The organism is Microvirga sesbaniae (assembly GCF_025460805.1).
GTDB lineage: Bacteria > Pseudomonadota > Alphaproteobacteria > Rhizobiales > Beijerinckiaceae > Microvirga > Microvirga sesbaniae.
The window spans coordinates 245375-267304 of sequence record NZ_JAMXFJ010000001.1; the positions used below are offsets into that span (position 1 = coordinate 245375).

23 protein-coding genes are annotated in these 21930 nt (G+C 67.9%); 8 read left to right on the top strand and 15 right to left on the bottom strand.

Annotation, left to right across the window (positions count from 1 at the left end):
• The first annotated feature begins 21 nt into the window (after positions 1-21).
• A complete protein-coding gene (locus OCW50_RS01105) occupies positions 22-243 on the top strand; it encodes a DUF2093 domain-containing protein (RefSeq protein ID WP_262296135.1) in 222 nt (73 codons plus the stop codon).
• On the opposite strand, the gene lpxK is transcribed toward OCW50_RS01105, so the two are convergent.
• The 7 genes from lpxK to OCW50_RS01140 form a co-directional block, all read right to left on the bottom strand.
• Positions 215-1255: a tetraacyldisaccharide 4'-kinase gene (lpxK, locus tag OCW50_RS01110; RefSeq protein ID WP_262296136.1), complete on the bottom strand. Its 1041-nt coding sequence runs from the start codon at positions 1253-1255 to the stop codon at positions 215-217. The genes OCW50_RS01105 and lpxK overlap by 29 nt on opposite strands.
• Positions 1255-2544, bottom strand: a complete 1290-nt coding sequence (locus OCW50_RS01115) for a 3-deoxy-D-manno-octulosonic acid transferase (protein WP_262296137.1) — start codon at positions 2542-2544, stop codon at positions 1255-1257. Before OCW50_RS01115 ends, lpxK begins: the two co-directional genes overlap by 1 nt.
• Positions 2541-3290 carry a lysophospholipid acyltransferase family protein gene (locus tag OCW50_RS01120; RefSeq protein WP_262296138.1) on the bottom strand — a complete coding sequence of 250 codons (750 nt, stop codon included), beginning with the start codon at positions 3288-3290 and terminating at the stop codon, positions 2541-2543. Before OCW50_RS01120 ends, OCW50_RS01115 begins: the two co-directional genes overlap by 4 nt.
• 14 nt (positions 3291-3304) lie before the next feature.
• Positions 3305-3538, bottom strand: coding sequence for a DUF4170 domain-containing protein (locus OCW50_RS01125; RefSeq protein WP_262268490.1), 234 nt, complete (start codon positions 3536-3538; stop codon positions 3305-3307).
• 60 nt (positions 3539-3598) lie between these two features.
• A complete protein-coding gene (locus OCW50_RS01130; protein ID WP_262296139.1) occupies positions 3599-4420 on the bottom strand; it encodes a 3'(2'),5'-bisphosphate nucleotidase CysQ in 822 nt (273 codons plus the stop codon).
• Positions 4421-4791: 371 nt separating this feature from the next.
• Positions 4792-5721: a 4-hydroxybenzoate octaprenyltransferase gene (gene ubiA, locus OCW50_RS01135; RefSeq protein ID WP_262268492.1), complete on the bottom strand. Its 930-nt coding sequence runs from the start codon at positions 5719-5721 to the stop codon at positions 4792-4794.
• A 17-nt stretch (positions 5722-5738) separates the two neighbouring features.
• Positions 5739-6212: a hypothetical protein gene (locus tag OCW50_RS01140; RefSeq protein ID WP_262296140.1), complete on the bottom strand. Its 474-nt coding sequence runs from the start codon at positions 6210-6212 to the stop codon at positions 5739-5741.
• A 203-nt stretch (positions 6213-6415) separates the two neighbouring features.
• On the opposite strand from OCW50_RS01140, the gene OCW50_RS01145 reads away from it, so the two are divergent.
• The 3 genes from OCW50_RS01145 (at position 6416) to OCW50_RS01155 (ending at position 10021) form a co-directional block, all read left to right on the top strand.
• Positions 6416-7162 carry a 16S rRNA (uracil(1498)-N(3))-methyltransferase gene (locus OCW50_RS01145; RefSeq protein ID WP_262268494.1) on the top strand — a complete coding sequence of 249 codons (747 nt, stop codon included), beginning with the start codon at positions 6416-6418 and terminating at the stop codon, positions 7160-7162.
• A gap of 175 nt (positions 7163-7337) precedes the next feature.
• Complete coding sequence (locus OCW50_RS01150; protein ID WP_262268495.1) at positions 7338-8477, top strand: carboxylate-amine ligase; 1140 nt, start codon at positions 7338-7340, stop codon at positions 8475-8477.
• Between the two features lie 173 nt (positions 8478-8650).
• Entirely contained in the window at positions 8651-10021 is a 1371-nt protein-coding gene (locus OCW50_RS01155; RefSeq protein ID WP_262296141.1) for a glutamate--cysteine ligase, read from the top strand.
• Between the two features lie 645 nt (positions 10022-10666).
• On the opposite strand, the gene OCW50_RS01160 is transcribed toward OCW50_RS01155, so the two are convergent.
• The 4 genes from OCW50_RS01160 to ilvD all read right to left on the bottom strand — a co-directional run bounded on the left by OCW50_RS01160 (position 10667) and on the right by ilvD (position 14914).
• The gene (locus tag OCW50_RS01160; RefSeq protein WP_262296142.1) at positions 10667-12160 is read right to left on the bottom strand and encodes a sensor domain-containing diguanylate cyclase; all 1494 of its coding nucleotides are present in this window, start codon (positions 12158-12160) and stop codon (positions 10667-10669) included.
• Positions 12161-12185: 25 nt separating this feature from the next.
• A complete protein-coding gene (sugE, locus tag OCW50_RS01165; protein ID WP_262268499.1) occupies positions 12186-12503 on the bottom strand; it encodes a quaternary ammonium compound efflux SMR transporter SugE in 318 nt (105 codons plus the stop codon).
• Positions 12504-12641: 138 nt separating this feature from the next.
• Positions 12642-12941: a hypothetical protein gene (locus OCW50_RS01170; protein WP_262268500.1), complete on the bottom strand. Its 300-nt coding sequence runs from the start codon at positions 12939-12941 to the stop codon at positions 12642-12644.
• Positions 12942-13084: 143 nt separating this feature from the next.
• Positions 13085-14914, bottom strand: coding sequence for a dihydroxy-acid dehydratase (gene ilvD / locus OCW50_RS01175; protein ID WP_262296143.1), 1830 nt, complete (start codon positions 14912-14914; stop codon positions 13085-13087).
• A 305-nt stretch (positions 14915-15219) separates the two neighbouring features.
• On the opposite strand from ilvD, the gene OCW50_RS01180 reads away from it, so the two are divergent.
• Complete coding sequence (locus OCW50_RS01180) at positions 15220-15456, top strand: hypothetical protein (RefSeq protein ID WP_262268502.1); 237 nt, start codon at positions 15220-15222, stop codon at positions 15454-15456.
• On the opposite strand, the gene OCW50_RS01185 is transcribed toward OCW50_RS01180, so the two are convergent.
• Positions 15453-15890 (bottom strand): YqaA family protein, encoded by a 438-nt coding sequence (locus tag OCW50_RS01185; protein ID WP_262268503.1) that lies wholly within the window; start codon positions 15888-15890, stop codon positions 15453-15455. The genes OCW50_RS01180 and OCW50_RS01185 overlap by 4 nt on opposite strands.
• A gap of 127 nt (positions 15891-16017) precedes the next feature.
• Complete coding sequence (locus OCW50_RS01190) at positions 16018-16488, bottom strand: aminoacyl-tRNA deacylase (protein ID WP_262268504.1); 471 nt, start codon at positions 16486-16488, stop codon at positions 16018-16020.
• A 366-nt stretch (positions 16489-16854) separates the two neighbouring features.
• On the opposite strand from OCW50_RS01190, the gene OCW50_RS01195 reads away from it, so the two are divergent.
• The 3 genes from OCW50_RS01195 (at position 16855) to OCW50_RS01205 (ending at position 19422) form a co-directional block, all read left to right on the top strand.
• On the top strand, positions 16855-18033 hold the full coding sequence (locus OCW50_RS01195; protein WP_262268505.1) for a BaiN/RdsA family NAD(P)/FAD-dependent oxidoreductase: 1179 nt from the start codon (positions 16855-16857) through the stop codon (positions 18031-18033).
• A gap of 89 nt (positions 18034-18122) precedes the next feature.
• Positions 18123-18368 carry a hypothetical protein gene (locus OCW50_RS01200; RefSeq protein ID WP_262268506.1) on the top strand — a complete coding sequence of 82 codons (246 nt, stop codon included), beginning with the start codon at positions 18123-18125 and terminating at the stop codon, positions 18366-18368.
• Positions 18369-18480: 112 nt separating this feature from the next.
• Positions 18481-19422 carry a D-alanyl-D-alanine carboxypeptidase family protein gene (locus OCW50_RS01205; protein WP_262268507.1) on the top strand — a complete coding sequence of 314 codons (942 nt, stop codon included), beginning with the start codon at positions 18481-18483 and terminating at the stop codon, positions 19420-19422.
• Between the two features lie 383 nt (positions 19423-19805).
• Here OCW50_RS01205 and OCW50_RS01210 read toward each other — a convergent pair whose 3' ends face one another.
• Positions 19806-20999, bottom strand: a complete 1194-nt coding sequence (locus OCW50_RS01210; protein WP_262296144.1) for an aminotransferase class V-fold PLP-dependent enzyme — start codon at positions 20997-20999, stop codon at positions 19806-19808.
• A 16-nt stretch (positions 21000-21015) separates the two neighbouring features.
• Entirely contained in the window at positions 21016-21846 is an 831-nt protein-coding gene (gene kynA / locus OCW50_RS01215; protein ID WP_262268509.1) for a tryptophan 2,3-dioxygenase, read from the bottom strand.
• Positions 21847-21930 lie beyond the last annotated feature (84 nt).

The window sequence follows — 21930 nt, forward strand, 5'->3', positions numbered from 1 at the left end:
ACGCATTCCTCGATGTCATCGATGTTGAACAAGTTCGAACGCAGCGGCGGCGAAGCCGTCGTGCAATATCTCGACAGCAACCTCCGGGTCCTGAAGCCCGGGGCCTATGTGCGCTGCGCGGTGACGGGGGTCGAGATCCCCCTCGACGAGCTGAAGTACTGGAGCGTCGAGCGGCAGGAGGCCTATGCCTCGCCCGAAGCGGTGATGATGCGCATCACCGGCGGGACGGGGCCTCAGACGTAGCGCCGCCGTTCAGGCGCCTCTCGTTGATGCGGCGCAGGAGCAGGTTGCGCAGCCCCGCCTCATTCTCGATTCGAAGGCGCACGGGCAGGACCAGCAAGTCCGGCCAAGGCTTGGTCTTCTCCGCCGACAAGACCCGCGCAAAGTCCTTTTCCGTCGTCACGGCGTGAAGCCCACGCGTCGCCGCCTCGCGGCGCAGGGCCATGAGATCGGCTGGCGTGTAGCGGTGATGGTCGGGAAAGGAATGGGCGGCTTCGACGAGAGCGCCGCAGCTCCTCAGGGTCTCGAAGAACTTCTCGGGCCGACCGATGCCCGCAAAGGCCAGCACCATCCGGCCTTCCAGCAACCGGGCCGTCTCCGCAGGCGGCTCGAGCCTCGCCGTGAACACGCGCTTGTCGCGCCGCTCGGCCTCTTCGGCGATGCGCCGCCCCGGCTCTCCCTCGCCGATGACGAGAACCGCGTCGGTCCTGGGCCATTGCGCGTCCATGGCGGCGCGCAGGGGGCCGGCCGGCAGGGGCAGTCCGTTGCCGATCCCGGTTGCCCCGTCGACGACTGCAATGGCGCAATCCTTGGTCAGCGACGGGTTCTGAAGCCCGTCATCCATGATGACGACCGTCGCCCCGATCTCGTGGGCCAACTGCGCTCCGGCCGGGCGGTTTCGCGACACGATGGTCCGGGCCGCACCCGAAAGCAGGATGGGTTCGTCGCCCACGTCCCGGGCCGTATGCTCCGTCCGGACCTGCACCGGGCCGGGCAGGGAGCCGCCATAGCCGCGGGACAGGAAGGCCGGGCTCTCTCCGGCGCCCTCGAGGATCCTTGCCACGGCCAGGGCCGCCGGCGTCTTGCCGGCGCCGCCGGCGGTGAAGTTGCCGATGCAGATGACGGGAAGATCGGCCCTCTTGCCGGGCTGCTGCATCCGGCTCGTGGCGATGGCGCCGTAGAGAAGTCCGGCCGGGCGCAGCAGCGTCGCCCGAAACGATGGGGAAGGCGCCCACCAGAAATGCGGCGCCCGCATCAGCGGCGCGCTCCCAGTTTCGCCTGCACGATGAAGGGCTCGACCGATTGCATGGTCCGGTCCACGGCCCCGCCGAGCGCCTGCACGGCATCTCCGGCCTTGCGGGCCATGTCGCGCGTCAGAGCCGCGTTGGTCAGCATTTCGTTGACGGCCCGGGCCAGGGTGGCGCTGTCCTTCACCATCACGGCGCCGCGCGACTGGTCAAGGGCATCGTAGATCTCGGTGGCGCTGTGGATATGGGGGCCGTGCAGGATAGCGGCGCCGAGCTTGGCCGGCTCGATGGGATTGTGGCCGCCGATCGGCACCAGGGTGCCGCCCATGAGAACGATGGGCGAGAGACGGTAGAACAGGCCCATCTCGCCGATCGTGTCGACCACGTAGACGTCCGTGGCCCGGTCCGGGTGAATGCCCCCGGACCGCCGGCTCGCCCGCAGGCCTGCCTGCCCGGCGAGGCCGGCGACCTCCGGGCCCCGATCGGGATGGCGCGGCGCGATGATGGTGAGCAGGCGAGGGTGGCGGGCCGCCAGGGCGCGATGCACCGCGATGATCGCACTTTCCTCGCCGGGGTGGGTGCTGGCCGCAAGCCAGACCGGGCGCCCTGCGATCAGCCCCGAGAGATGCGCCACGACGCGGGGATCGGCCGGCGGCGCCGCCGCGTCGAACTTGATGTTGCCGGTCACGATCACCCGTGGGGCGCCGAGCCTCGCCAGCCGTTCGGCGTCCTCGGACGTCTGGGCGAGGCAGAGGGCGAAGCGCTCGAGAAGGCCCCGGATGATCCCCGGCATCTTCTGCCAGCGCCGGTACGATCGATCGGACATCCGGCCGTTGACCATGACCAGCGGGATGTCGCGCTCCGACAGGGCCATGATCGTGTTCGGCCAGATCTCGGATTCGGCGATCAGGGCCAGGTCCGGCTGCCAATGGTCCAGAAACCTCTTTATATAACGTGGCACATCGAGCGGGACAAACTGATGGATGGCGCCGGGCGGAAGGCGCCGTGCGATCAGGGAGGCGGAGGTCTTGGTGCCCGACGTGACGAGCACCGCAAGGCCGCGCTGGGTCATCCGCTCCACGACCGGCAGAAGCGACAGGGTCTCTCCGATGCTGGCGCCGTGGACCCAGATCAGGTGGCCCTTGGGCCGCTGCCGGCTGGGATAGCCCTGCCGCTCCCCGAGCCGCGTCCGGTCCTCCCGGCCCTTGTGCTGGCGCCAGTAGAGGAGGCCCAGCACGGCCGGCTCCAGGACGGAAACGGCCGTGCGGTACGCCTTGAAGATGATCGGGAAGCTCATGCCCGGGAGCCTCCCATGAGCACGGACCGGGGTTTGGCGCCAGGATCCTTGGCGCCAGGATCCTTCGACCCCACCAGATCATAGGCGCGCGCATGCACCCGGTCGAGTTCCCTCTCGACGGCTCGTCTGAGGGATTCGAGCGTCTCCCCGTCCGCATCCCGCGGCACCGGGATCGGGTCCCCGAGCACCATGGCGCCGCGGCCGAAGGGCAGGCCGATGCTGGCCTTGTCCCAGCTGTCGAAGTCGATGCGGCGGCTGGTGACGACGGCAACCGGCACGATGGGCCGTCCCGACAGCTGGGCGAGGGTCACGATGCCCTGGCCGCAGACCCGCGAGATCTTCGGGATGTCGGCCGTCATCACCACCATCTCCCCGTCGCTCAGCGCCCTGAGCATGGCCCGCATGGCCTGGGCTCCGCCCTTCTTGCGGATGTCGCGGCCCCGCGCGCCGGAACCCCGGATGGCCCGCACCCCCAGATGGCGCAACGCGATGGCGTTGAACTCGCCGTCGCCCGAGCGGGAGACGAGGCTTGCGGCCTTGTCCTGCGGCCTCTTGGCGAAGTGGATCATGAAATGCTGCCCGTGCCACATGGCGGCGATCACGGGCATTTCGATCCGGTCATAGGCATCCGCCGGTTCCATGACGAACCGGTTCGTGCGCTGCACGAGTTTGAGATAGCCCGCGACGAGAAGGCCCAGGACTTCCTGGACCGCTCGAGACCGGACGATGCGCTTGACGAGACCCATGGTGACAGGAGGGATCAGCCGTTCTGCGGATCCAGCAGGCGGTGGAGGTGGACGATGAAGTAGCGCATCTGCGCATTGTCCACGGTCGCCTGCGCCTTGGCCTTCCAGGCCGTGTGGGCGCTGGCGTAGTTCGGGAAGATTCCGACGATGTCGAGCTTGGAAAGATCCTTGAAATCGACGGATTCGAGGCTGGTGAGCTCGCCTCCGAAAACCAGGTGCAGGAGTTGCTTGCCAGGCGTGTCGGTCATGGTGATAGGGCTCTTCTGAAGAGGGTTGGACGGATCGGTGGTGAAGCGAGCCGACGGTGTTCAGGCTCTCATGGCCCCAATAGCACGAGGATGCAACTGTGACGCAACGGCAATCATCTCGCCGTGTACGGGATGGGGCCTGTTGTAGGCCGGGGTCGAACCGTCGAGCTCGGTCAGGCGTCCGCCCGCCTCCCGCAGGATGAGGTCCGCGGCGGCGATGTCCCAATCCTGGGCGTTGGCCGAGACGAGGCCCACGTCGATGGAGCCGTCGGCGACCCGGGCCAGCCTGAGCGCCAGGGACGGCACCTTCGGTAGTCGCTCGACCGGACCCATGCGGCGCTCGAGCCGGTCCACGAGGGGCTTGGGACCCGCGACCCGCGGCGGGACATGGCCGGACCCGGGAAGCTGCAGCCGATCGCCGTTGCACCAGGCGCCTTCGCCGAGACGCGCTTCGTAGAGACGCTCGTGGGCCGGGGCGTAGAGGACGCCGAGAACGGTCCGGCCGTCCCTCACCAGGGCGATGGAGACGGCCCAGTCCGGGTGGCCGGATGCGAAGGCCCTCGTCCCGTCGATGGGATCGACGATCCAGACATAGCTCTGGTCGAGGCGCGCGGGATCGTCGGCAGTCTCCTCGGAGAGCCAGCCGGCCTCGGGGAGCAACCCGGACAGGTGCCCTTTCAGGAAGGTGTCGAGGGCGATGTCCGCCTCCGTCACCGGGGAGCTTTGCCCCTTGTACCAGAGCTTGGCGGCCGTCTGGGCGCCGGCGCGGAAATAGGGCAGGGCCAGGTCTCCCGCCCGGTGGGCGGCCTCGCGCACGGCAGGCGCGAGGGACGGGATGGGAAGGGGTGAGGACGACGGCATCGAGCCTGAGATGGGAACCATGGGCAGGAGATACCATATCCCGCCTTCCCAAACCTTTCTTTTCGGACGGTGCGCCAGCCAAGAGGGGAGCATCGGATCCGATCCCAAAAGTGGGACCACTTTTCACGTCCGATGCTCGAGCGTATCCTTGTGATGATACCCCCCACGTCATGGCCGGCCAGTCATCACCCCTGTCTCGCCGGCCATCCCGATTGTCTCGAGCACGGCGCCTCTCGGAATCGGGATCACCGGGACAAGCCCGGTGATGACGTGGAGAAGGTGGTCAGGGCCCGGTGATGACGGGGTGGCGGATCGGCCGAGCGATCAAGACAGGGTCCCGAGCGGTGCGCCGCTCAAAGGCTTGAGCATCGGATCCGATCCCGAAAGATGCTCTAGACGAGGCAGTCGAGGGTGAGGGCGGCAAACAGGATCAGGCCGGCGTCCCGGTTCGAGCGGAAGAGGCGCAGCGCGCCGGCCCCGTCAGAAGGGTCGATGCGCGCCACCTGCCAGCCCAGGTGAAGGGCGAAGAGGCCCAGTCCCGCGAAGGACGCGAGGCCCGCTCCGGCCAAGCCCAAGGACGCGGTGACGGAGACGAGGGTCAGCGCATAGCAGATGGCGACGCCGAGCCTGACGTTCTCGCCGAAGTACCGGGCCGAGGACTTGATCCCGGCGATCTCGTCGTCCTCGATGTCCTGCAGGGCGTAGATGGTGTCGTAGCCCACCACCCAGGCAATGCTGCCGAGATAGAGGAGGATCGCGGCCGGGCTCAAGGAGCCGAAGGCCGCCGCCCAGCCCATCAGGGCCCCCCAGGCGAAGGCAAAGCCCAGGACGATCTGCGGCATCCAGAAGAAGCGCTTCATGAACGGGTAGAGGGCGACCACCCCCAGGGACGCGAAGCCGGTCGCGACCGCGAAGGCGTTGAACTGGAGCAGGACCAGCAATCCGACGAGCCCCTGGAGCGCCAGGAAGGCCAGGGCTCCCTTGACGGTGATCTGGCCCGAGGGAAGGGGGCGCTGGCGGGTGCGCTCGACACGGGTGTCGAGATCCCGGTCGACGATGTCGTTATAGGTGCAGCCGGCCCCGCGCATGGCGACGGCGCCGATCAGGAAGAGCAGGCAGTGGACCGGGTTCGGCCAGGGCTGCCCGGCCGCGATGGCGGCGAGCGCCGCCGACCACCAGCAGGGCAGGAGAAGCAGCCACCAGCCGATAGGCCGCTCGATGCGGGCGAGGCGCAGGTAGGGCCGGAAGCCGGCCGGCGCCCATCGCTCGGCCCAATGGCCCTTGACCGCATCGGGAAGGGACGGCGCTGCAGGGGGCTCCATCGCTCAGATGGCCGGGCTCAGAGGGCACCCTTCGGGACGGACAAGGTGCCGGTCAGGCCACCGCCCATCTTGCCCGCGATTCCGCCCTGCTGGCCCTGCTGCTGCTGCTTGGCGCGCTTTTCCATCTCGGCCATCTTGGCGGCTGCGCCGCAGGCCTGGCCCTTGAACTGCTGGGAGCGCTTGTGGTCCTCGGAGAAGCTCTGGATCAGCTGATCGGGAACCTGGCACCAATCCTTGTTGTCGGTCATCCATTTCTCGCCGGCGGCGCCGTTCGTCACGAGCTTGGAGAAGACCGTGCAGGCGGCGCGGGGATCGATCTGCTTGTTCTTGCCGCCGTTGGTGAGCTTGTTGACCTGCTGGATCAGGTTCTGCCGCTCCTGCAGGATCTTCTGGCCTTCCTGGCAGGCGCTCGACTGCGCGAAGGCAGGAGCCGTCACGAAAATGCCAGCGACGGCAAGCGCAGCCAGGATGTGCGAACGGATATGCGTCATGCCCAAAATTCCCTCACTCGGCCCGCGACGTCTCGCGGGCCAGGGTTCTGTTAACAGGTTCAGGGCCTTGAGGCCAAGAGGCGAATGGTCGCCTTGGGCATAAGCTGTGCCGTTTGGCACCTGAATATTCCGTGACCGGACCGGCCGGCCCCTCCCTCGGGGCCCGGGAACTTGATACAGGAGGGGCGTTTCGGAAGGTTGCCATGGCCGATTACGACTTCAACGCCCCCCGCCTCTTCATCGACGCCCCGCTCCGGGCCGGGGCCCGGATCCCGCTCGAGCGGGGGCAGGCCAATTACCTCCTGAACGTCCTGCGCCTGAAGGCCGGCGAGTCCGTGCTGATCTTCAACGGGCGGGACGGAGAATGGCGCGCCGAGGTGGCGGTCGAAGGGCGCAAGGCCGCCGACCTCGTCTGTGCGGCCCGGACCCGGGAGCAGGGGACCGCGCCCGACATCATCTACGCCTTCGCGCCGCTCAAGCATGCCCGGCTCGACTACATGGTCCAGAAGGCCGTGGAGATGGGAGCGGGTGTTCTCCAGCCGGTTCTGACCCGCCGGACCCAGGCCTCCCGGGTCAACCTGGACCGCATGCGCAGCAACGCCGTCGAGGCGGCCGAGCAATGCGGGATCCTGTCGGTTCCGGAGGTCCGCGAGGAGGAGAATTTGGAGCGGTTTCTCAAGGGGTTGGAGAAGGATCGCCTGGTCGTCTTCTGCGACGAGAACGCCCCCGTTTCCAACCCGGTCAGGGCTCTGGCCGAGCTTGGGAACAATCAAGCTGGTCTGGCCGTTATCGTGGGCCCCGAAGGAGGGTTCACCGACCAGGAGAGAGCGCTTGTCGCCGCCCACGAAAGATGTGTTTGCGTATCGTTGGGTCCGCGAATCCTGCGAGCTGACACAGCCGCTGTGGCCGCGCTGGCGATCGTTCAGTCCGTGCTTGGCGATTGGAACTGACCTCGTCGTCCGACAACGCATAAAGCCGATCCGCCTCTAGCTTCAGAAGCTTAGCAGTTTCGCGCCGAGCCGCCCCAATCTGGCCCCATTGAGCCGGAGTTTGGGCGCGGTCGCCGCAGGCCGATCCGCATGCGCGAAAGGTCATTTCTGAATAAGAACAGAGGACACCAAGGAAATGAGCTGGGACTTCAAGTTCGGCATCGAGGAAGAGTACTTCGTCAACGATGCGCCGAGACGCGATATCGCCAAGGGGAAGATCAAGGAATTCTTTGCCGCCTGCCGGGACCAGATCTCGGGCGACATCCAGCCCGAGATGCTCGAGCCGCAGATCGAGATCGCGAGCAAGCCCGCGCTCGAGTTCTCCGACGCCCGGGCGCAGCTGGCCGCGCTGCGCTCGTCGGTCGGATCCGTCGCGCGCGATTTCGGCCTGTCGATCATGGCCTCGGGCACCCATCCGCTCGCCGTCTGGTCGCGGGTGCGTCCCACGGCCCAGCCGCGCTATGGCAAGGTCATGCACGACCTGCAGATGCTGGGCAGCCGGAATGTCCTGTGCGGCATGCATGTCCACGTGGAGGTGCCGGAGCTCGGCATGCGCGTCGACATCATGAACCGGATCCAGCCCTATCTGCCGCTCCTGCTCGCGCTGTCGACCTCCTCGCCGTTCTGGCAGGCGCAGCGCACGGGCCTGCTCGGCTACCGGCTGGCCGCCTATCGCGAGCTGCCGCGCACGGGCCTGCCGGACCTGTTCGAGAACGAGCAGGATTACCAGCGCTACATCGACACCCTCGTGGCGGCCCGCGCCATCGAGAATTCGAGCTATGTCTGGTGGGTGATCCGGCCGTCCCTGAGGCATCCGACCCTCGAGCTGCGCGTGGCCGACAGCTGCACCCGGCTCGACGACACCATCGCGATCGCGGCCCTCTACCGCTGCCTCGTCCGGCGCCTGAGCCTGGACACCGCGCTGAACGCCGGGCAGACGGGCGCCTCCCGGGCCATCAACGACGAGAACGGCTGGCGGGCCCAGCGCTACGGCATCCACGGCAGCTTCGTGGACGAGAAGACCCGCACGGCCAAGCCCGTGCGGGAGCTCCTCGACGAGACCCTCGACCTCGTGGCCGAGGACGCCAAGGTGCTCGGCTGCCAGCGGGAGCTCGACCTCGCCCGCTGGATCGTGGCCCGCGGCACCAGCGCCGACCAGCAGCTGACGCTCTACACGGAGGCGGTCGGCCGTGGCCTGTCGAACCGGGACGCGCTCGCCGGGGTGGTCGACTGGCTCAGCGCCGAGACGACGGGAGAAACGGCGCTCCGGCATTAGGGCCGTGCGGATCCCGGCGTGGCATCCGCGCTTCACGTCCGATGCCGCGACGAGGGCGGGCCGCCCTCGTCGCTTTCTGCCGTCCCCCCTCATTGCGCCTTGGCCTTAAGCCCCTTATTGAGTCCCGACCCTGAGTCGGCGCGCCTTGAACGCGCTTTTTGATGAGGTGATGCATGGCGCGGGACGTATCCGATACGACCCCCATTGGTGCGCGGTCGGAGCTCGTGGAATGGATCGCCTCCGGCGAGAAGCCGCGCGAGGCCTGGCGGCTCGGCACCGAACACGAGAAGATTCCCTTCTACACGGCCGATGCCTCGCCGGTTCCCTATGACGGGGACCGGGGCATCCGCGCGCTCCTGGACGGGTTGCAGGCGCGCACCGGCTGGGAACCGATCATGGAGGACGGCCGTCCCATCGGCCTAGCCGACGAGACCGGCGGCGGCGCCATCTCTCTCGAACCGGGCGGACAGTTCGAGCTGTCGGGAGCCCCGCTCGCGACGCTGCACGACACGGCCCGCGAGACGGCGCAGCATCTCGCCGACGCGAAGGCAGTGGGCGAGGGGCTCGGGCTCGGCTTCCTGACCCTCGGGATGAGCCCGCTCTGGACCCGGGCCCAGACCCCCGTGATGCCGAAGGCGCGCTACCGCATCATGACCGACTACATGCCGAAGGTCGGCTCCCTCGGCCTCGACATGATGTACCGCACGTCCACCGTGCAGGTGAACATGGACTACGCGTCCGAGGCCGACATGGTGAAGAAGCTGCGCGTCTCGCTGGCGCTCCAGCCCGTCGCGGCCGCGATCTTCGCCAACTCGCCCTTCACCGAAGGCAGGCCCAACGGCTACCTGTCCATGCGCTCCGCCATCTGGCTCGACACCGACCGCGACCGGACCGGCATGATGGCCTTCGCGTTCGAGGACGGCTTCGGCTACGAGCGCTATGTGGACTGGGTGCTCGACGTGCCGATGTACTTCGTCAAACGCGGCGAGACCTATCACGACGTGGCGGGCTCCTCCTTCCGGGACCTCTTCGCGGGCCGGCATCCCCAGTTGCCGGGCGAATACGCGACGCACTCGGACTGGGCCAACCACGTGTCGACCGTGTTTCCCGAGGTGCGCCTCAAGCGCTATCTCGAGATGCGCGGCGCCGACGTGGGCAACCTCGAGCACATCGTGGCCCTCTCGGCCTTCTGGACCGGGCTCCTCTACGACGAGGCCGCCCTCGACGGGGCCTGGGACCTGGTGAAGGCCTGGACCGCCCAGGAGCGCGAGCAGCTGCGCGCCGACGTGCCCAGGCAGGCCCTCAAGGCCCGCATCGCCGGCCGGTCCGTGCAGGACGTCGCCCGCGACGCCCTGGCGCTCGCCCGCGCCGGCCTCCGGCGCCGCGGCCACCGGGACGATGACGGCCGCGACGAGACCCGCCATCTCGCCTACGCGGAAGAGATCGCCGCCTCCGGCCGCACCCAGGCGGAGCGCCTGCTGGAGCTTTACCATGGCGCATGGAACGGCTCCGTGCTGCCGGCCTTCCGGGAATGCGTGTTCTAGAGCCTTTTTCGGCGAAGTGGGTCCGGTTCGCCGTCAAAAATGCGGCACAGCAAGGAAGAGAAGAGAGGTGATTCCACGCCAGTGGAAACAGCTCTAAAGCATCGGACCCAAAAGTGGACTTGCACTTTTGGGATCCATCCGATGCTTTCTTCTTGGATGAGAGCATCGGTCAGAACGGAAAACCGGATCCACTTTTCCGTCCGATGCTCTAGAAGCAGAGAACCCTGCCCGACGCCCCCGCACATCATGGCCCGGCCTGTCCCGGCCATCCTGACGCGGAAAGGCACGGCGCTCCCCATGATCGAGATCACCGGGACAGGCCCGGTGATGACGGGGAGACGGTGGCGCCTTCCCGTTGCAGCCGACACCCTCCCACCGTGGCCGAAACCTCCCACGTCATGGCCGGCCTTGTGCCGGCCATCACGATACGGAAAGGCGTCTTGCCTCACAGGAGCGAGATCACCGGGTTAAGCCTGGCATCGGCTTGAGGCTGTCAGGACCAACGATGCCGATCCGGTGAGGCGCCGCACCTCGAACAATCGGAATCACCCGCCCAGGGCCGGTGATGACGTGCAGGGTGGGATGGTCCGACAACGACGGGCCGGATCCGATCCGGCTCAGGCGGCCTTGCTCAGGCGGCCCTGCTCAGGCGGCCTTGGCGGTCGCGACGCGGTTGCGGCCGTCCTGCTTGGCCTTGTAGAGCGCATCGTCCGCCAGCGCGATCAGGTCCGCCGGACCGATGCGAGACCGGTCCAGGCTCGGAATCCGGGTCGCGCTCCCGATGCTGACCGTGAGGATTCGGGACGGGAAGCTCGCCTCGTGGCGCATGCGAAGCGCCTCGACCTTGGCCCGGATGTCCTCGGCCACGAGGGCCGCGCCGACTTCGTCGAGATCCGGCAGGAGCACCACGAGCTCCTCGCCGCCGTAGCGGGCCGCCAGGTCGCCCGGCCTGCGGGCCGCGCTGGCCACCGCCTTCGCGAGGGTGCGCAGGCATTCGTCGCCAGCCGGGTGGCCGTAGATGTCGTTGTAGGCCTTGAACTGGTCCACGTCGATGAGCAGCAGGGAGACCGGCGACTTCTCCCGAGACGCGCGGAGCCACTCCGTCTCGAGCTGTTTGTCGAACATGCGCCGGTTGGCCAGCCCCGTCAGGCCGTCGGTGACGGCGAGCACGGAGAGTTCGGCCTCCGTCTCCTCGCGCCGGCGCAGCTCCGCCGCCAAGGCCCAGCCGAGCGTGGCCAGCGTGGCGACGAGCAGGCCGATGACGACGGTGCGGAAGACGAATTCCCGGTTCCAGTCCGCCAGGGCCTCGTCCCGGCCCACGGACGCGAGGACGCCGATGGGGAAGATGTGATTGCGGTGGTAGCCGCCCATCCGGGCCACGTTATCGAACGGCGAGACGTAGTCGTAGGCGCCGGAACCTCGCTTCTCCTTGAAGAGAGGATCGTTCGAGATGCTCGATCCGATGGCGCGCTCGATGTAGGGATAGCGCGACAGGATCGTCCCGTCCTTGTGGATGAGCGTGATGCTCCCCTGCGTCCCGACATCGAACCGGCCGAAGAAATTGGCGAAGTAGCGCGGGGGAATGCTGGCCTGAACGACCCCGCCGAAGCTGCCGTCCGGCTTGTCGATGCGGCGCGACAGGGTCAGCACCCAGTCGCCCCCGAGCGGGTCGCGGATCAGGGGCCCCAGGAACCAGTCGCTGCTGGTGGATTCCCTATGGTGCCGGAAGAACGTCTGCGCTTCCACGCTCGCCTTGCCCCGGTGCCCGGGCAGGGAGCTGGTCAGGAGGAAGCCGTCGTCCCCATAGACCGACAGGGCCTTGATGCGCTGCAGGGACTGCACCCGCTCGACCAGGAAAGTATCCAGCTTCTTGACCGCGTTGGGCAGCACGCCGCCCATCTCGACCCGGTCCACCACGTCCACCAGCAGGGCGTCCGCGACCTCGAAGGTGTCCTCGGCATGCTGGACGAGCGATTTGGCGAGGTTCACCGTCTCGGCGCTGATCCGGGCGGTTTCCTGCTCCCGCTCGCTCCAGTCGCGCCAGCCCTCCAGGCCTACGATCACGAGGCAGACCACGGCCACGAAGGCCTTGAGCCCTCGCGCCGCCGATTTCGGCCTGATGTGAGCGAATGCAGTCATGATCCCCCAACCATAAATGCCGGGGCTAGCCTGAGGCTAACTTGAGGCCGAGGATCCCGGCCACGATCAAGCCGATGCAGGCCAGGCGCATCACGGTGGCGGGCTCGCCGAAGAGCACGATGCCGAGAATGGCCGTTCCAACCGTGCCGATCCCGGTCCAGACCGCATAGCCGGTCCCGACCGGGAGGGTTTTCAGCGCGATGCCGAGCAGCACCACGCTGATGATCATGCTCACGGCCGTGAGAACGGACGGGACCAGGCGGGTGAAGCCGTCCGTGTATTTGAGGCCGATCGCCCAGCCGATCTCGAACAAACCGGCAAGACCGAGCCAAGTCCATGCCATGACAGGACCTCCGTCATTGGCAGGGCCGTCCCCACCGGGGTCATGAAGGTGTGAGGTCGTCCTCACCCCTCCGAATATAGAGGGTCGGGAAAACCTTCTCAATATGATCCGGGCGCGGCCGAAGGTCTGTCTGCCGGCTTAGTTACCGGGCTCTTCCGCGGGCTGACCGGAGCGGCCGAGGGACGCCAGGGGGTTGAAGGGGGCATAGATCTGGTGCTTCCACGAATCGCCGCAATTGATGCAGATCGACCGGATCATGTGGTCGCTCTCCTCGAGCCGCCTGAGCAGCCTCGCCTGGCGCTCCGTCGCTTCGTTGGCCTCGGCTTCATAGCCGGAGGGCCGGACGGTCAGCTGCAGGGCCTTGCCGTCCGGCGCCTCCTGGGCGAAGGCGGGGCCGGCCAGGAGAAGGAGGCTGACGGTCAGGGCGAGGCGGGTCATTCAGGATCCTGCGGCTGATTTGGGTCTCTCCCCACAGGACTCCAGGAGACAGTGTTTCGTCAAGGCTTCAGGCCCCGGCTGAGACCTTTGGCAGCGCCGGATCCGCCCGGCGCCGCGTTCGCTCGGACTGCGGCCGGTTCGCGTCAGATCTGCCGGACCGCGCCCTTGGCCGCGCTGGTGGCGAGCATCGCGTAGGCCTTGAGGGCCGCCGAGACCTTGCGCTTGCGCGGGGCGGCCGGCTGCCAGCCCTTCGCCTGCTGGGCGGCGCGGCGGCGCTCCAGCTCGGCCTCGTCGACGGCCAGCTGGATGCGGCGGTTCGGGATGTCGATCTCGATCCGGTCGCCGTCCTGCACGAGCCCGATGGTGCCGCCCTCGGCGGCTTCCGGCGAGACGTGGCCGATGGACAGGCCCGAGGTGCCGCCGGAGAAGCGCCCGTCGGTGATGAGCGCGCAGGCCTTGCCCAGGCCCTTCGACTTCAGGTAGCTCGTCGGATAGAGCATCTCCTGCATGCCGGGGCCGCCGCGCGGGCCCTCGTAGCGGATCACCACCACGTCCCCGGCCTTCACCTTGCCGTTGAGGATGCCGCTCACCGCGTCGTCCTGGCTCTCGAACACGATGGCGGGCCCCGAGAACACCAGGATGCTCTCGTCGACGCCGGCGGTCTTCACGATGCAGCCGTCGAGGGCGAGGTTCCCGGACAGAACCGCGAGGCCGCCGTCCTTCGAGAAGGCGTGGTCCTTGTCGCGGATCGTGCCGGCGGCCCGGTCCATGTCGACGCTGTCGTAGCGGCTCTCCTGGCTGAAGGCGACCTGGGTGGGCACGCCGCCGGGGGCGGCGCTGAAGAACTCGTGCACGGCGTGGCTGTTGGTGCGGCGAACGTCCCAGCGGTCGAGGGCGGTCTTCAGGGATTCGGAATGGACCGTCGGCACGGAGGTGTCGAGCAGGCCGGCGCGGTCGAGCTCGCCCAGGATGCCCATGATGCCGCCGGCCCGGTGCACGTCCTCCATGTGGACGTTGGCGACCGCGGGGGCGACCTTGCAGAGCACCGGCACCCGGCGCGACAGGCGGTCGATGTCCGCCATGGTGAAGTCGACCTCGGCCTCGTGGGCGGCGGCCAGGAGGTGCAGCACCGTGTTGCTCGACCCGCCCATGGCGATGTCGAGGGTCATGGCGTTCTCGAAGGCCGCGAAGGAGGCGATCGCCCGCGGCAGCACGCTGGCGTCGTCCTGCTCGTAATGGCGGCGGGCGAGGTCGACGATCAGGTGGCCGGCCTCCACGAAGAGGCGGCGCCGGTCGGCATGGGTGGCGAGCGTCGAGCCGTTGCCGGGCAGCGACAGGCCGAGTGCCTCCGTGAGGCAGTTCATGGAATTGGCCGTGAACATGCCCGAGCACGAGCCGCAGGTGGGGCAGGCCGAGCGCTCGATGACCTTGATGTCTTCTTCCGCCACCCGGTCGTCGGCCGCCGCCACCATGGCGTCCACCAGGTCGAGCTTCCTGGTCACGCCGTTGAGCACGACCTTGCCGGCCTCCATCGGGCCGCCGGAGACGAACACCACCGGGATGTTGAGCCGCAGGGCCGCCATCAGCATGCCGGGCGTGATCTTGTCGCAATTGGAGATGCACACCATGGCGTCGGCGCAATGGGCGTTGACCATGTATTCCACCGAATCGGCGATCAGCTCCCGCGAGGGCAGGGAATAGAGCATGCCGTCGTGGCCCATGGCGATGCCGTCGTCGACCGCGATGGTGTTGAACTCCTTGGCGACGCCGCCCGCCTTCTCGATCTCCCGCGCCACGAGCTGGCCGAGGTCCTTGAGGTGGACGTGGCCCGGCACGAACTGGGTGAAGGAGTTCACCACGGCGATGATCGGCTTGCCGAAGTCGGAATCCTTCATGCCCGTGGCCCGCCAGAGGCCGCGGGCTCCCGCCATGTTGCGGCCATGTGTGGTGGTGCGAGAACGATAGGCTGGCATGGTTTCCTCTCAAAAACTTGCTGCTTTGTTCGACTGAAATTGCGAAACTTGCAAGGAAAATTGCCATTCCTTGTGGTCGCGCCTGCTTTGCCGCAATGGAATTGCCGAGGCTTGGCGGGCCGCACGTCATGGCCGGGCCTGTCCCGGCCATCCCGATCCGGTGAGGCGCGGCGCTTGTCATGCTCGGGATCACCGGCACAGGGCCGGTGATGACATGAGGGGCCCGCACCGATCCCAGGCTGCAACGCCTTGAGCCCGAAGAACGTTGTCCTGCTCAAAGCCCCCGAACGAGGCAGGACCGAGCCATGCTGAGCAAAGCCGAACTGGATGCCCCGGCCCATCTGCAATACGAGCCGATCGGCACGGCCGGCCAGGGTCATCCGAGCGACGTAAGGGAATTCGCCACCCTGCGCGAGGCAATCCACTGGGCCATGAACAACGAGCCGCCGGCCGGCATGGAGGCGGTGATCCGCGCGGCCTCCGGGGCGGTGCTCGGGCCGCGGCACCTGGAGGAGATCTGGTCGAGCCTCCAGGGCCCTTAAACCCACCCCAGGCTCAGGGCCCCGACGGCCAGATACCGTCCCGCCTTGGCCAGCGCCACGAGCGGGATGAAGACCCGCAGGGGTTCGCGCATTACGCCCGCCACGATGGTGAGCGGGTCGCCGACGACCGGCAGCCAGCTCAGGAGCAGTGTCCAGCGCCCGTAGCGGTGGTACCAGCCTTCGGCCTTCGCCATCTGCCGGCGTTTCACCGGAAACCAGGCCCGGTCCTCGAAACGGGCGAAGAAGCGGCCCAGGAACCAGTTCACGATGGAGCCGAGGATGTTGCCCACGCTCGCCACGAGGATGAGCAGCCACCAGGGATAATGCTCGGCCACCAGCATGGCGAAGAGCACGGCCTCCGACTGGAACGGGAAGATGGTGGCCGAGAGGAAGGCCGCGGCGAACAGGGCGCCGTATTCGGCAAGGTGGGGCATGGGGCGGGACGGTCGGACCGGGTGCGAGGGGCGCAAAGGTTCAGGCCTCGCGCCGAGGCCTGAACGGCGCGGGATCTATCATGGTTCCGCCGTTCCGCCGAGCCGGATGCGAACGCCTCCGCCGACGCTACATCCGGTCGCTGAACGTGCCGTGCTGGGCCCGCGGGTTGAGGCGCGCGAAATCGTCGCCCTTCACGTGAACCAGCGTGGCGTGGTCGCCGCCTTCGAAATAGACGTCCGGCTGGCGTTCCATGCTGTTCTCGACGATGACGTCGAGGCCGTAGCACGTGCCGACGGGCGGAATGGCGCCACGGTCGCAGTCGCGGAACACCTCGACGATCTCATCCTCGGAGGCGAGGCGCAACTCCTGGCCGAGTTCCGTCTTGAGGTCGGACAGGCGCAGGTGATGAGAGGCCGGCAGTACGGCCAGCATGTAGCTCTGGCCGTTGCTGAGCATGATGCCCTTGGCCAGCCGGTCGCCCGGCACGTGCCCGGCATGGGCCGTGCCCAGCGAGGTCATCGCCGGTTCGTGCGCGATCAGATCGTAGCTGATCCCCTGATCGGACATGTAGCGTTGAAGGGTGGGCGCGATCGTCATGACAACCTCCTGTGGGACGAGGATGCTCGCATGCCGGGAGGGCGGCTCGACTGACACACCGTCGCTTCGGGCAGCGCGGTTGCTTTGAAACATCCCGATGGTACACCTGGGTCAAGTGGGCTTCAATCGACACAAGGCTGCGACCGAGAACATTGTCGGTGAAGGGAGCGGCCCGCCTGGCGGTCATGTGGCGCCATCACCGGCCCTGCGCTGACACTTACACCCCGGACTCGCACCCCGGACTTGCACCCCGGACTTGCTCCCCGTCCCAAGGTTCACTACCAACGGCGCATCTCGTTTCCACGCCGGCCCGCCATGCATCGTTCGCGCGGAGGCGCCGAGACATCTCTTTCGGGAAGACCTCTCTTGGACCAGTTCGACGTGGTGGTGATCGGCGCAGGGGCCGCCGGGATGATGTGCGCGGCGGAGGCCGGGAAGCGCGGCCGTTCCGTGCTCGTCCTCGATCACGCGGCCAAGCCGGGCGAGAAGATCCGCATTTCCGGCGGCGGACGCTGCAACTTCACCAATCTCAACGCCGCGCCGGCCAACTTCCTCTCGCAGAATCCGAGCTTCGCCATCTCGGCCCTGCGCCGCTACACGCAGCGAGATTTCGTCGCCCTCGTGGAGCGCTACCGCATCGCCTATCACGAGAAGACCCTGGGTCAGCTCTTCTGCGACGGTTCGTCGAGGCAGATCGTCGATCTGCTCCTGACCGAGATGCGTCAGGCGAACGCTCAGCTGCGGCTCTCGACCTCCGTCGCGACGGTCGAGAAGACGTCGGACGGGTTTGCGCTCACGCTCTCGCAGGGCGCGGTGCGATGCCGGTCTCTCGTGGTCGCCACCGGCGGGAAGTCGATCCCGAAGATGGGCGCCACCGGGTTCGGCTACGATCTCGCGCAGCAATTCGGCCTGCCCATCGTCGAGACGCGGCCGGCCCTCGTGCCGCTCACCCTGGAGCCCTCCATGCTGGAGCGCCTCGCGCCGCTGGCGGGCGTGTCGGTCGACGCGGTGGCGGGCTGCGGGAAGACGACTTTCGCCGAGGCCATGCTGTTCACCCATCGCGGCCTGAGCGGACCGGCGATCCTGCAGATCTCCTCCTACTGGCGTGAGGGGGACGAGATCGTGCTGTCCATGCTGCCGGGCGTCGACCTGTTCGAGGAACTGCGCGCCGCCCGCGCGCAGAACGGCCGGCAGGCGCTTCAGACCGCCCTGTCCGCCCTCCTGCCCAAGCGCCTCGCGCAACTCGTCGCCGAAACCGAGAAGGGGCCGGCCAACCTGGCCGATCATTCCGACAAGCGGCTCCGGGCCATCGCCGAGGCCGTCAACCGCTGGCGCTTCAAGCCGGCCGGATCGGAGGGCTATCGGACCGCCGAGGTGACGCTCGGGGGCGTGGATACGCGCCACCTCGATTCCCGGACCATGGAAGCCAAGGCGGTGCCCGGCCTCTACTTCATCGGCGAGGTGGTGGACGTCACCGGCTGGCTCGGCGGGTACAATTTCCAATGGGCATGGTCGTCCGGCTGGTGCGCCGGACAGGCGGCCTGATCGCGGGACACTGGCCGTGCCCGTCCGCCTGTGTTCTCCCCTGGCCCTGTGCTATGCTCGCGGGGTCGAACTCCACGGGGGAGGGTCGCATGCATTCGGGCATGGTCCTCATCTGGATCGGTGCGCTGCTCATCGTGGCCGGGATCGTGCTCGCGGCAGGCCGGGTTCTCTGGAAGGGCCGCCTGAGCGACCCGCATCGCCTGGGCCCGGCGGAGGGCGGCGCCACCCTGGAGCCGCGGGAGCGGGCGCGCTCCCTGCATCCCAGGCACCATTGGCCCAGCATCGCCCTGGTGGCGCTCGGCATCGTGCTCATGCTGGCCGAAGCGGCCGTGTGACGGGCCCTCCGACGGCGTCGAAACGGTGCTTCGCATCTCGAAAGAGGTAGAGCGGGGCAGTTTTTGCCGGGTTGCGCTTGCCTCAGGCCACGGTTCGGGCAACGATCCGGCCATGAAGCCGCTCTCGCTCCTCCTGGCTGCCGGCCTTCTCCTGATGCCTGCCGGCGTCGGCGCCTCTCCCATGCTGCTGGTGGACGCGTCCACGGGCGACGTTCTCGCCGCCCAGGAGGCGACCCGCTCCTGGCATCCCGCATCGCTCACCAAGATGATGACGGCGCATCTCGCCCTCTCGGCGGTCCGCGCCGGCCAGGTCAGCATGGACACGTCCGTGGTCATGAGCGCGAAGGCGGCGTCCCAGGCCCCCACGAAGCTCGGCATCCCGCCGGGCACGTCCCTGAGGCTCGAGGACGCGATCACGGTCATGATGGTCAAGAGCGCCAACGACGTCACCTTCGCGGTCGCGGAGGCCATCGGCGGCAGCGAGGAGGCGTTCGTGGCCGCCATGAACGCGGAGGCGCGGCGCCTCGGCATGACCGGGACGCGGTTCGTCAACCCGACCGGCCTGCACGACGACCGCCAGGTGACCAACGCGCGGGACATGGCCGTGCTCATGATGGTGCTCCTGAGCTACCACGGCGACCACATGGACCTGCTCAGGACCCCGTCGATCACCGTCAACGGCCGGATGCTCAAGAACACCAACAAGCTGGTGGAGGATTACGCGGGGCTCGAAGCCTCGAAGACCGGCTTCGTCTGCGCCTCCGGATTCAACGTGGCGGTCTCGGCCCTGCGCGGGGACAGGCGCGTCGTCGGCGTGGTGCTCGGATCGCCGAGCGCCGCGACCCGGACGCTGGTCATGCGGGACCTGCTCAACACCGGCCTGTCGGACGGGGCGAGCCCCGTCGGCAATCTGCGCACCATGAAGGCCGCAGGACCTGCCCCGGCGGCGGATCTGCGCCGCCTCAAATGCGGCCGGCAGGATCCGGCGCGCCTGGAAGCGAGGGCTGCCGCGGGGACGGTCGCGAAACGCACCGAGATTCAGCCGCTCCGCTGACGATCAGCGCTCAACGATGCGCCGTTTCAAGGGATGAGCATGGGACAATCGGGACGGCCGGCAAGAGGCGGGTGATGACCGGCCGGCCATGACGGGGCGAGGTTTGCGCGAACCGGATGTTCATCCTCCCACGTCATCACCGGGCTTGTCCCGGTGATCTCGATGCAAGAGGCGCCGCGCTCTTCCGATCGGGATGGCCGGCACAAGGCCGGCCATGACGTGCGGAGGGTGGCGGGAAGGGCGGAGGTTGTCATCACCGGCCCTTGCCACCTTCTCCACGTCATCACCGGGCTTGTCCCGGTGATCTCGACCGGAAGGCCGCCGAGCGTATCGTGTGGACGAAGGCGGGTCACTGACGCGGCCCTCTGGGTCCGTCCGATGCGCTAGGCAGCCGACGGCCTGTCGACGGGCAGGGATTCCAGTGCGCCGGCCTCGTCGATGCGCCGCACGAGATCGTCCACTTCCTCTTCCGTCTGGTAGATGCCGAAACCGATGCGCAGGCGCTGGCCGCGCACGTCGCTCACCACGCGCAATTCCGCGAGGTCGCGATGGATCGTCTGCGCTTCGGGGGTCCGGAAGGTGAGGAAGTTGCCGCGCCGCATCTCGTCCGCCGGCACCACGAGGGAAGCGTGCTCGAACAGGGCGGACGCCTCGATGCGGCGCAGGAAATGCTGCTGAAGCGCCTTCGCATGGGCGTGGATGATGCCGGGCGTGATGCCCTCATCCGCGAGCCAGCGCATCACCGCGTTGAAACGGTAGAGGCCCGAGGGGTCGAAGGTGGCGCCCATGAAGCGCCAGCCGTCGTGGCTGTAGCCGACCTGTCCGCCCTGCGCGTTGGTGAGGTTGCCGAAGGCCGCATACCAGCCCGTGTCGCGCGGGCGCGGGCCCCAGCCCGGCGGGCAATGCATGAAGCACGCGCCTTCGCCGGCCATGGCGTATTTGTATCCTCCGGCGATGTAGAACACACGTTCCGCGATGCCGCCGAGATCCGTCGGCCGCGCCATGAAGCCGTGATAGCCGTCGATCACGATCATGGCGCCGTCGCAGGCGCATTCGGCGAGCCTGCGGCCATCCGGCGCGAAGCCGGAATTGAAGAAGACCTGGCTGACGAACACGAGGTCGTAGCCGTCCTGGGCGGCCGTGAAGAAGCGGTCCTCGAATGTCGTGAAGGGCTCCGCCGGCACCCGCGTGACGGCCACGATCCGCTCCTCCTCCAGGCGGGCGATCTGGCGCGTGAAGGAGTGGAACTCGCCGTCCGATGTCAGGATCCGGACCGGGCGGTCCCCCGGGAAGCAGGAGAGGATGCGCTTGAGGAATTCGTGGGTGTTGGGCGCCACCGCGATGGTGGACGGATCGGGCAGGTTGAGGTGCCCGGCCACGTGGCCGCGATACTCGTCGAGGACCGGACCCAGGACATGCTCCCACTTGTCGTCCATGAGCCGGGCCGCATCGTCCCAGGCCTGGAGCTGCGCGTCCCGCGTCACGTCGGGCCAGGGGTGGTGGCTGTGGGCCGCGAAATGCAGGCGGTCCGGCTCGGTGTTGAGGAAGCGGGAGAAATGCTGGCGAAGATCAAGCATGGCGCATCCCCCTCCGTCAAAGCCTGCCGCGCACGGACCAGAGCTCGGGGAAGAAGGAGCGCTCGAGGGCCTTGCGCAGGTAGGTCACGCCGCTGCTGCCGCCCGTGCCGCTGCGCATGCCGATGATGCGCTCGACCGTCTTCATGTGCCGGAAACGCCATTGCTGGAAGGCATCCTCCAGGTCGACCAGTTCCTCGGCGAGCTCGTAAAGGTCGAAATGCTCGCCCGCATGGCGGTAGATCTCCTCCCAGGCGGCCTCGACCCCCGCGTTGGCCGCATAGGGCTGGGTCACGTCGCGGTCGAGCACCTCGGCCGGGATCGCATAGCCGCGCCGGGCCAGGAGGCGCAGGGCCTCGTCGTAGAGGCTCGGCGCCCGGTAGGCGGCCTCGAGCTGCTCGGCGAGGTCGCCCCGGTGGCGGTGCGGCGCCATCTTGGCCGCATCCTTGGCGCCGAGCTTGAACTCCACCAGCCGGTATTGCCACGACTGGAACCCGGAGGACTTTCCGAGCGCCGGCCGGAAGCTCAGGTAGTCGGACGGGGTCATGGTGGAGAGCACCGTCCAGGCCTGGATCAGCTGCTCCTGGATCCGATTGATGCGCGCGGTGCATTTGAAGGCGGGCTGGAGCTCGTCGGCCCGGATATAGGCCAGGGCGGTGTCGAGCTCGCGGTTCAGGAGCTTCAGCCAGAGCTCCATCACCTGATGGATGGTGATGAAGAGGAGTTCGTCGTGCTCGGCCGTCAGGGGGGATTGGGCGGAGAGGAGCGTGTCGAGCCGGAGATAGTCGCCATAGCTCATGCCGTCGGAAAAGTCGGTGTGAATCCCGTCTGTCGCTGCGGACAACGCCATCTCCCTGAGCTGCTCCGCTTTGGCGCGGATTATTACGTTACCTTAGATGAATTCTACGAAAGTAGGACATTGCGTCGGGCTTGT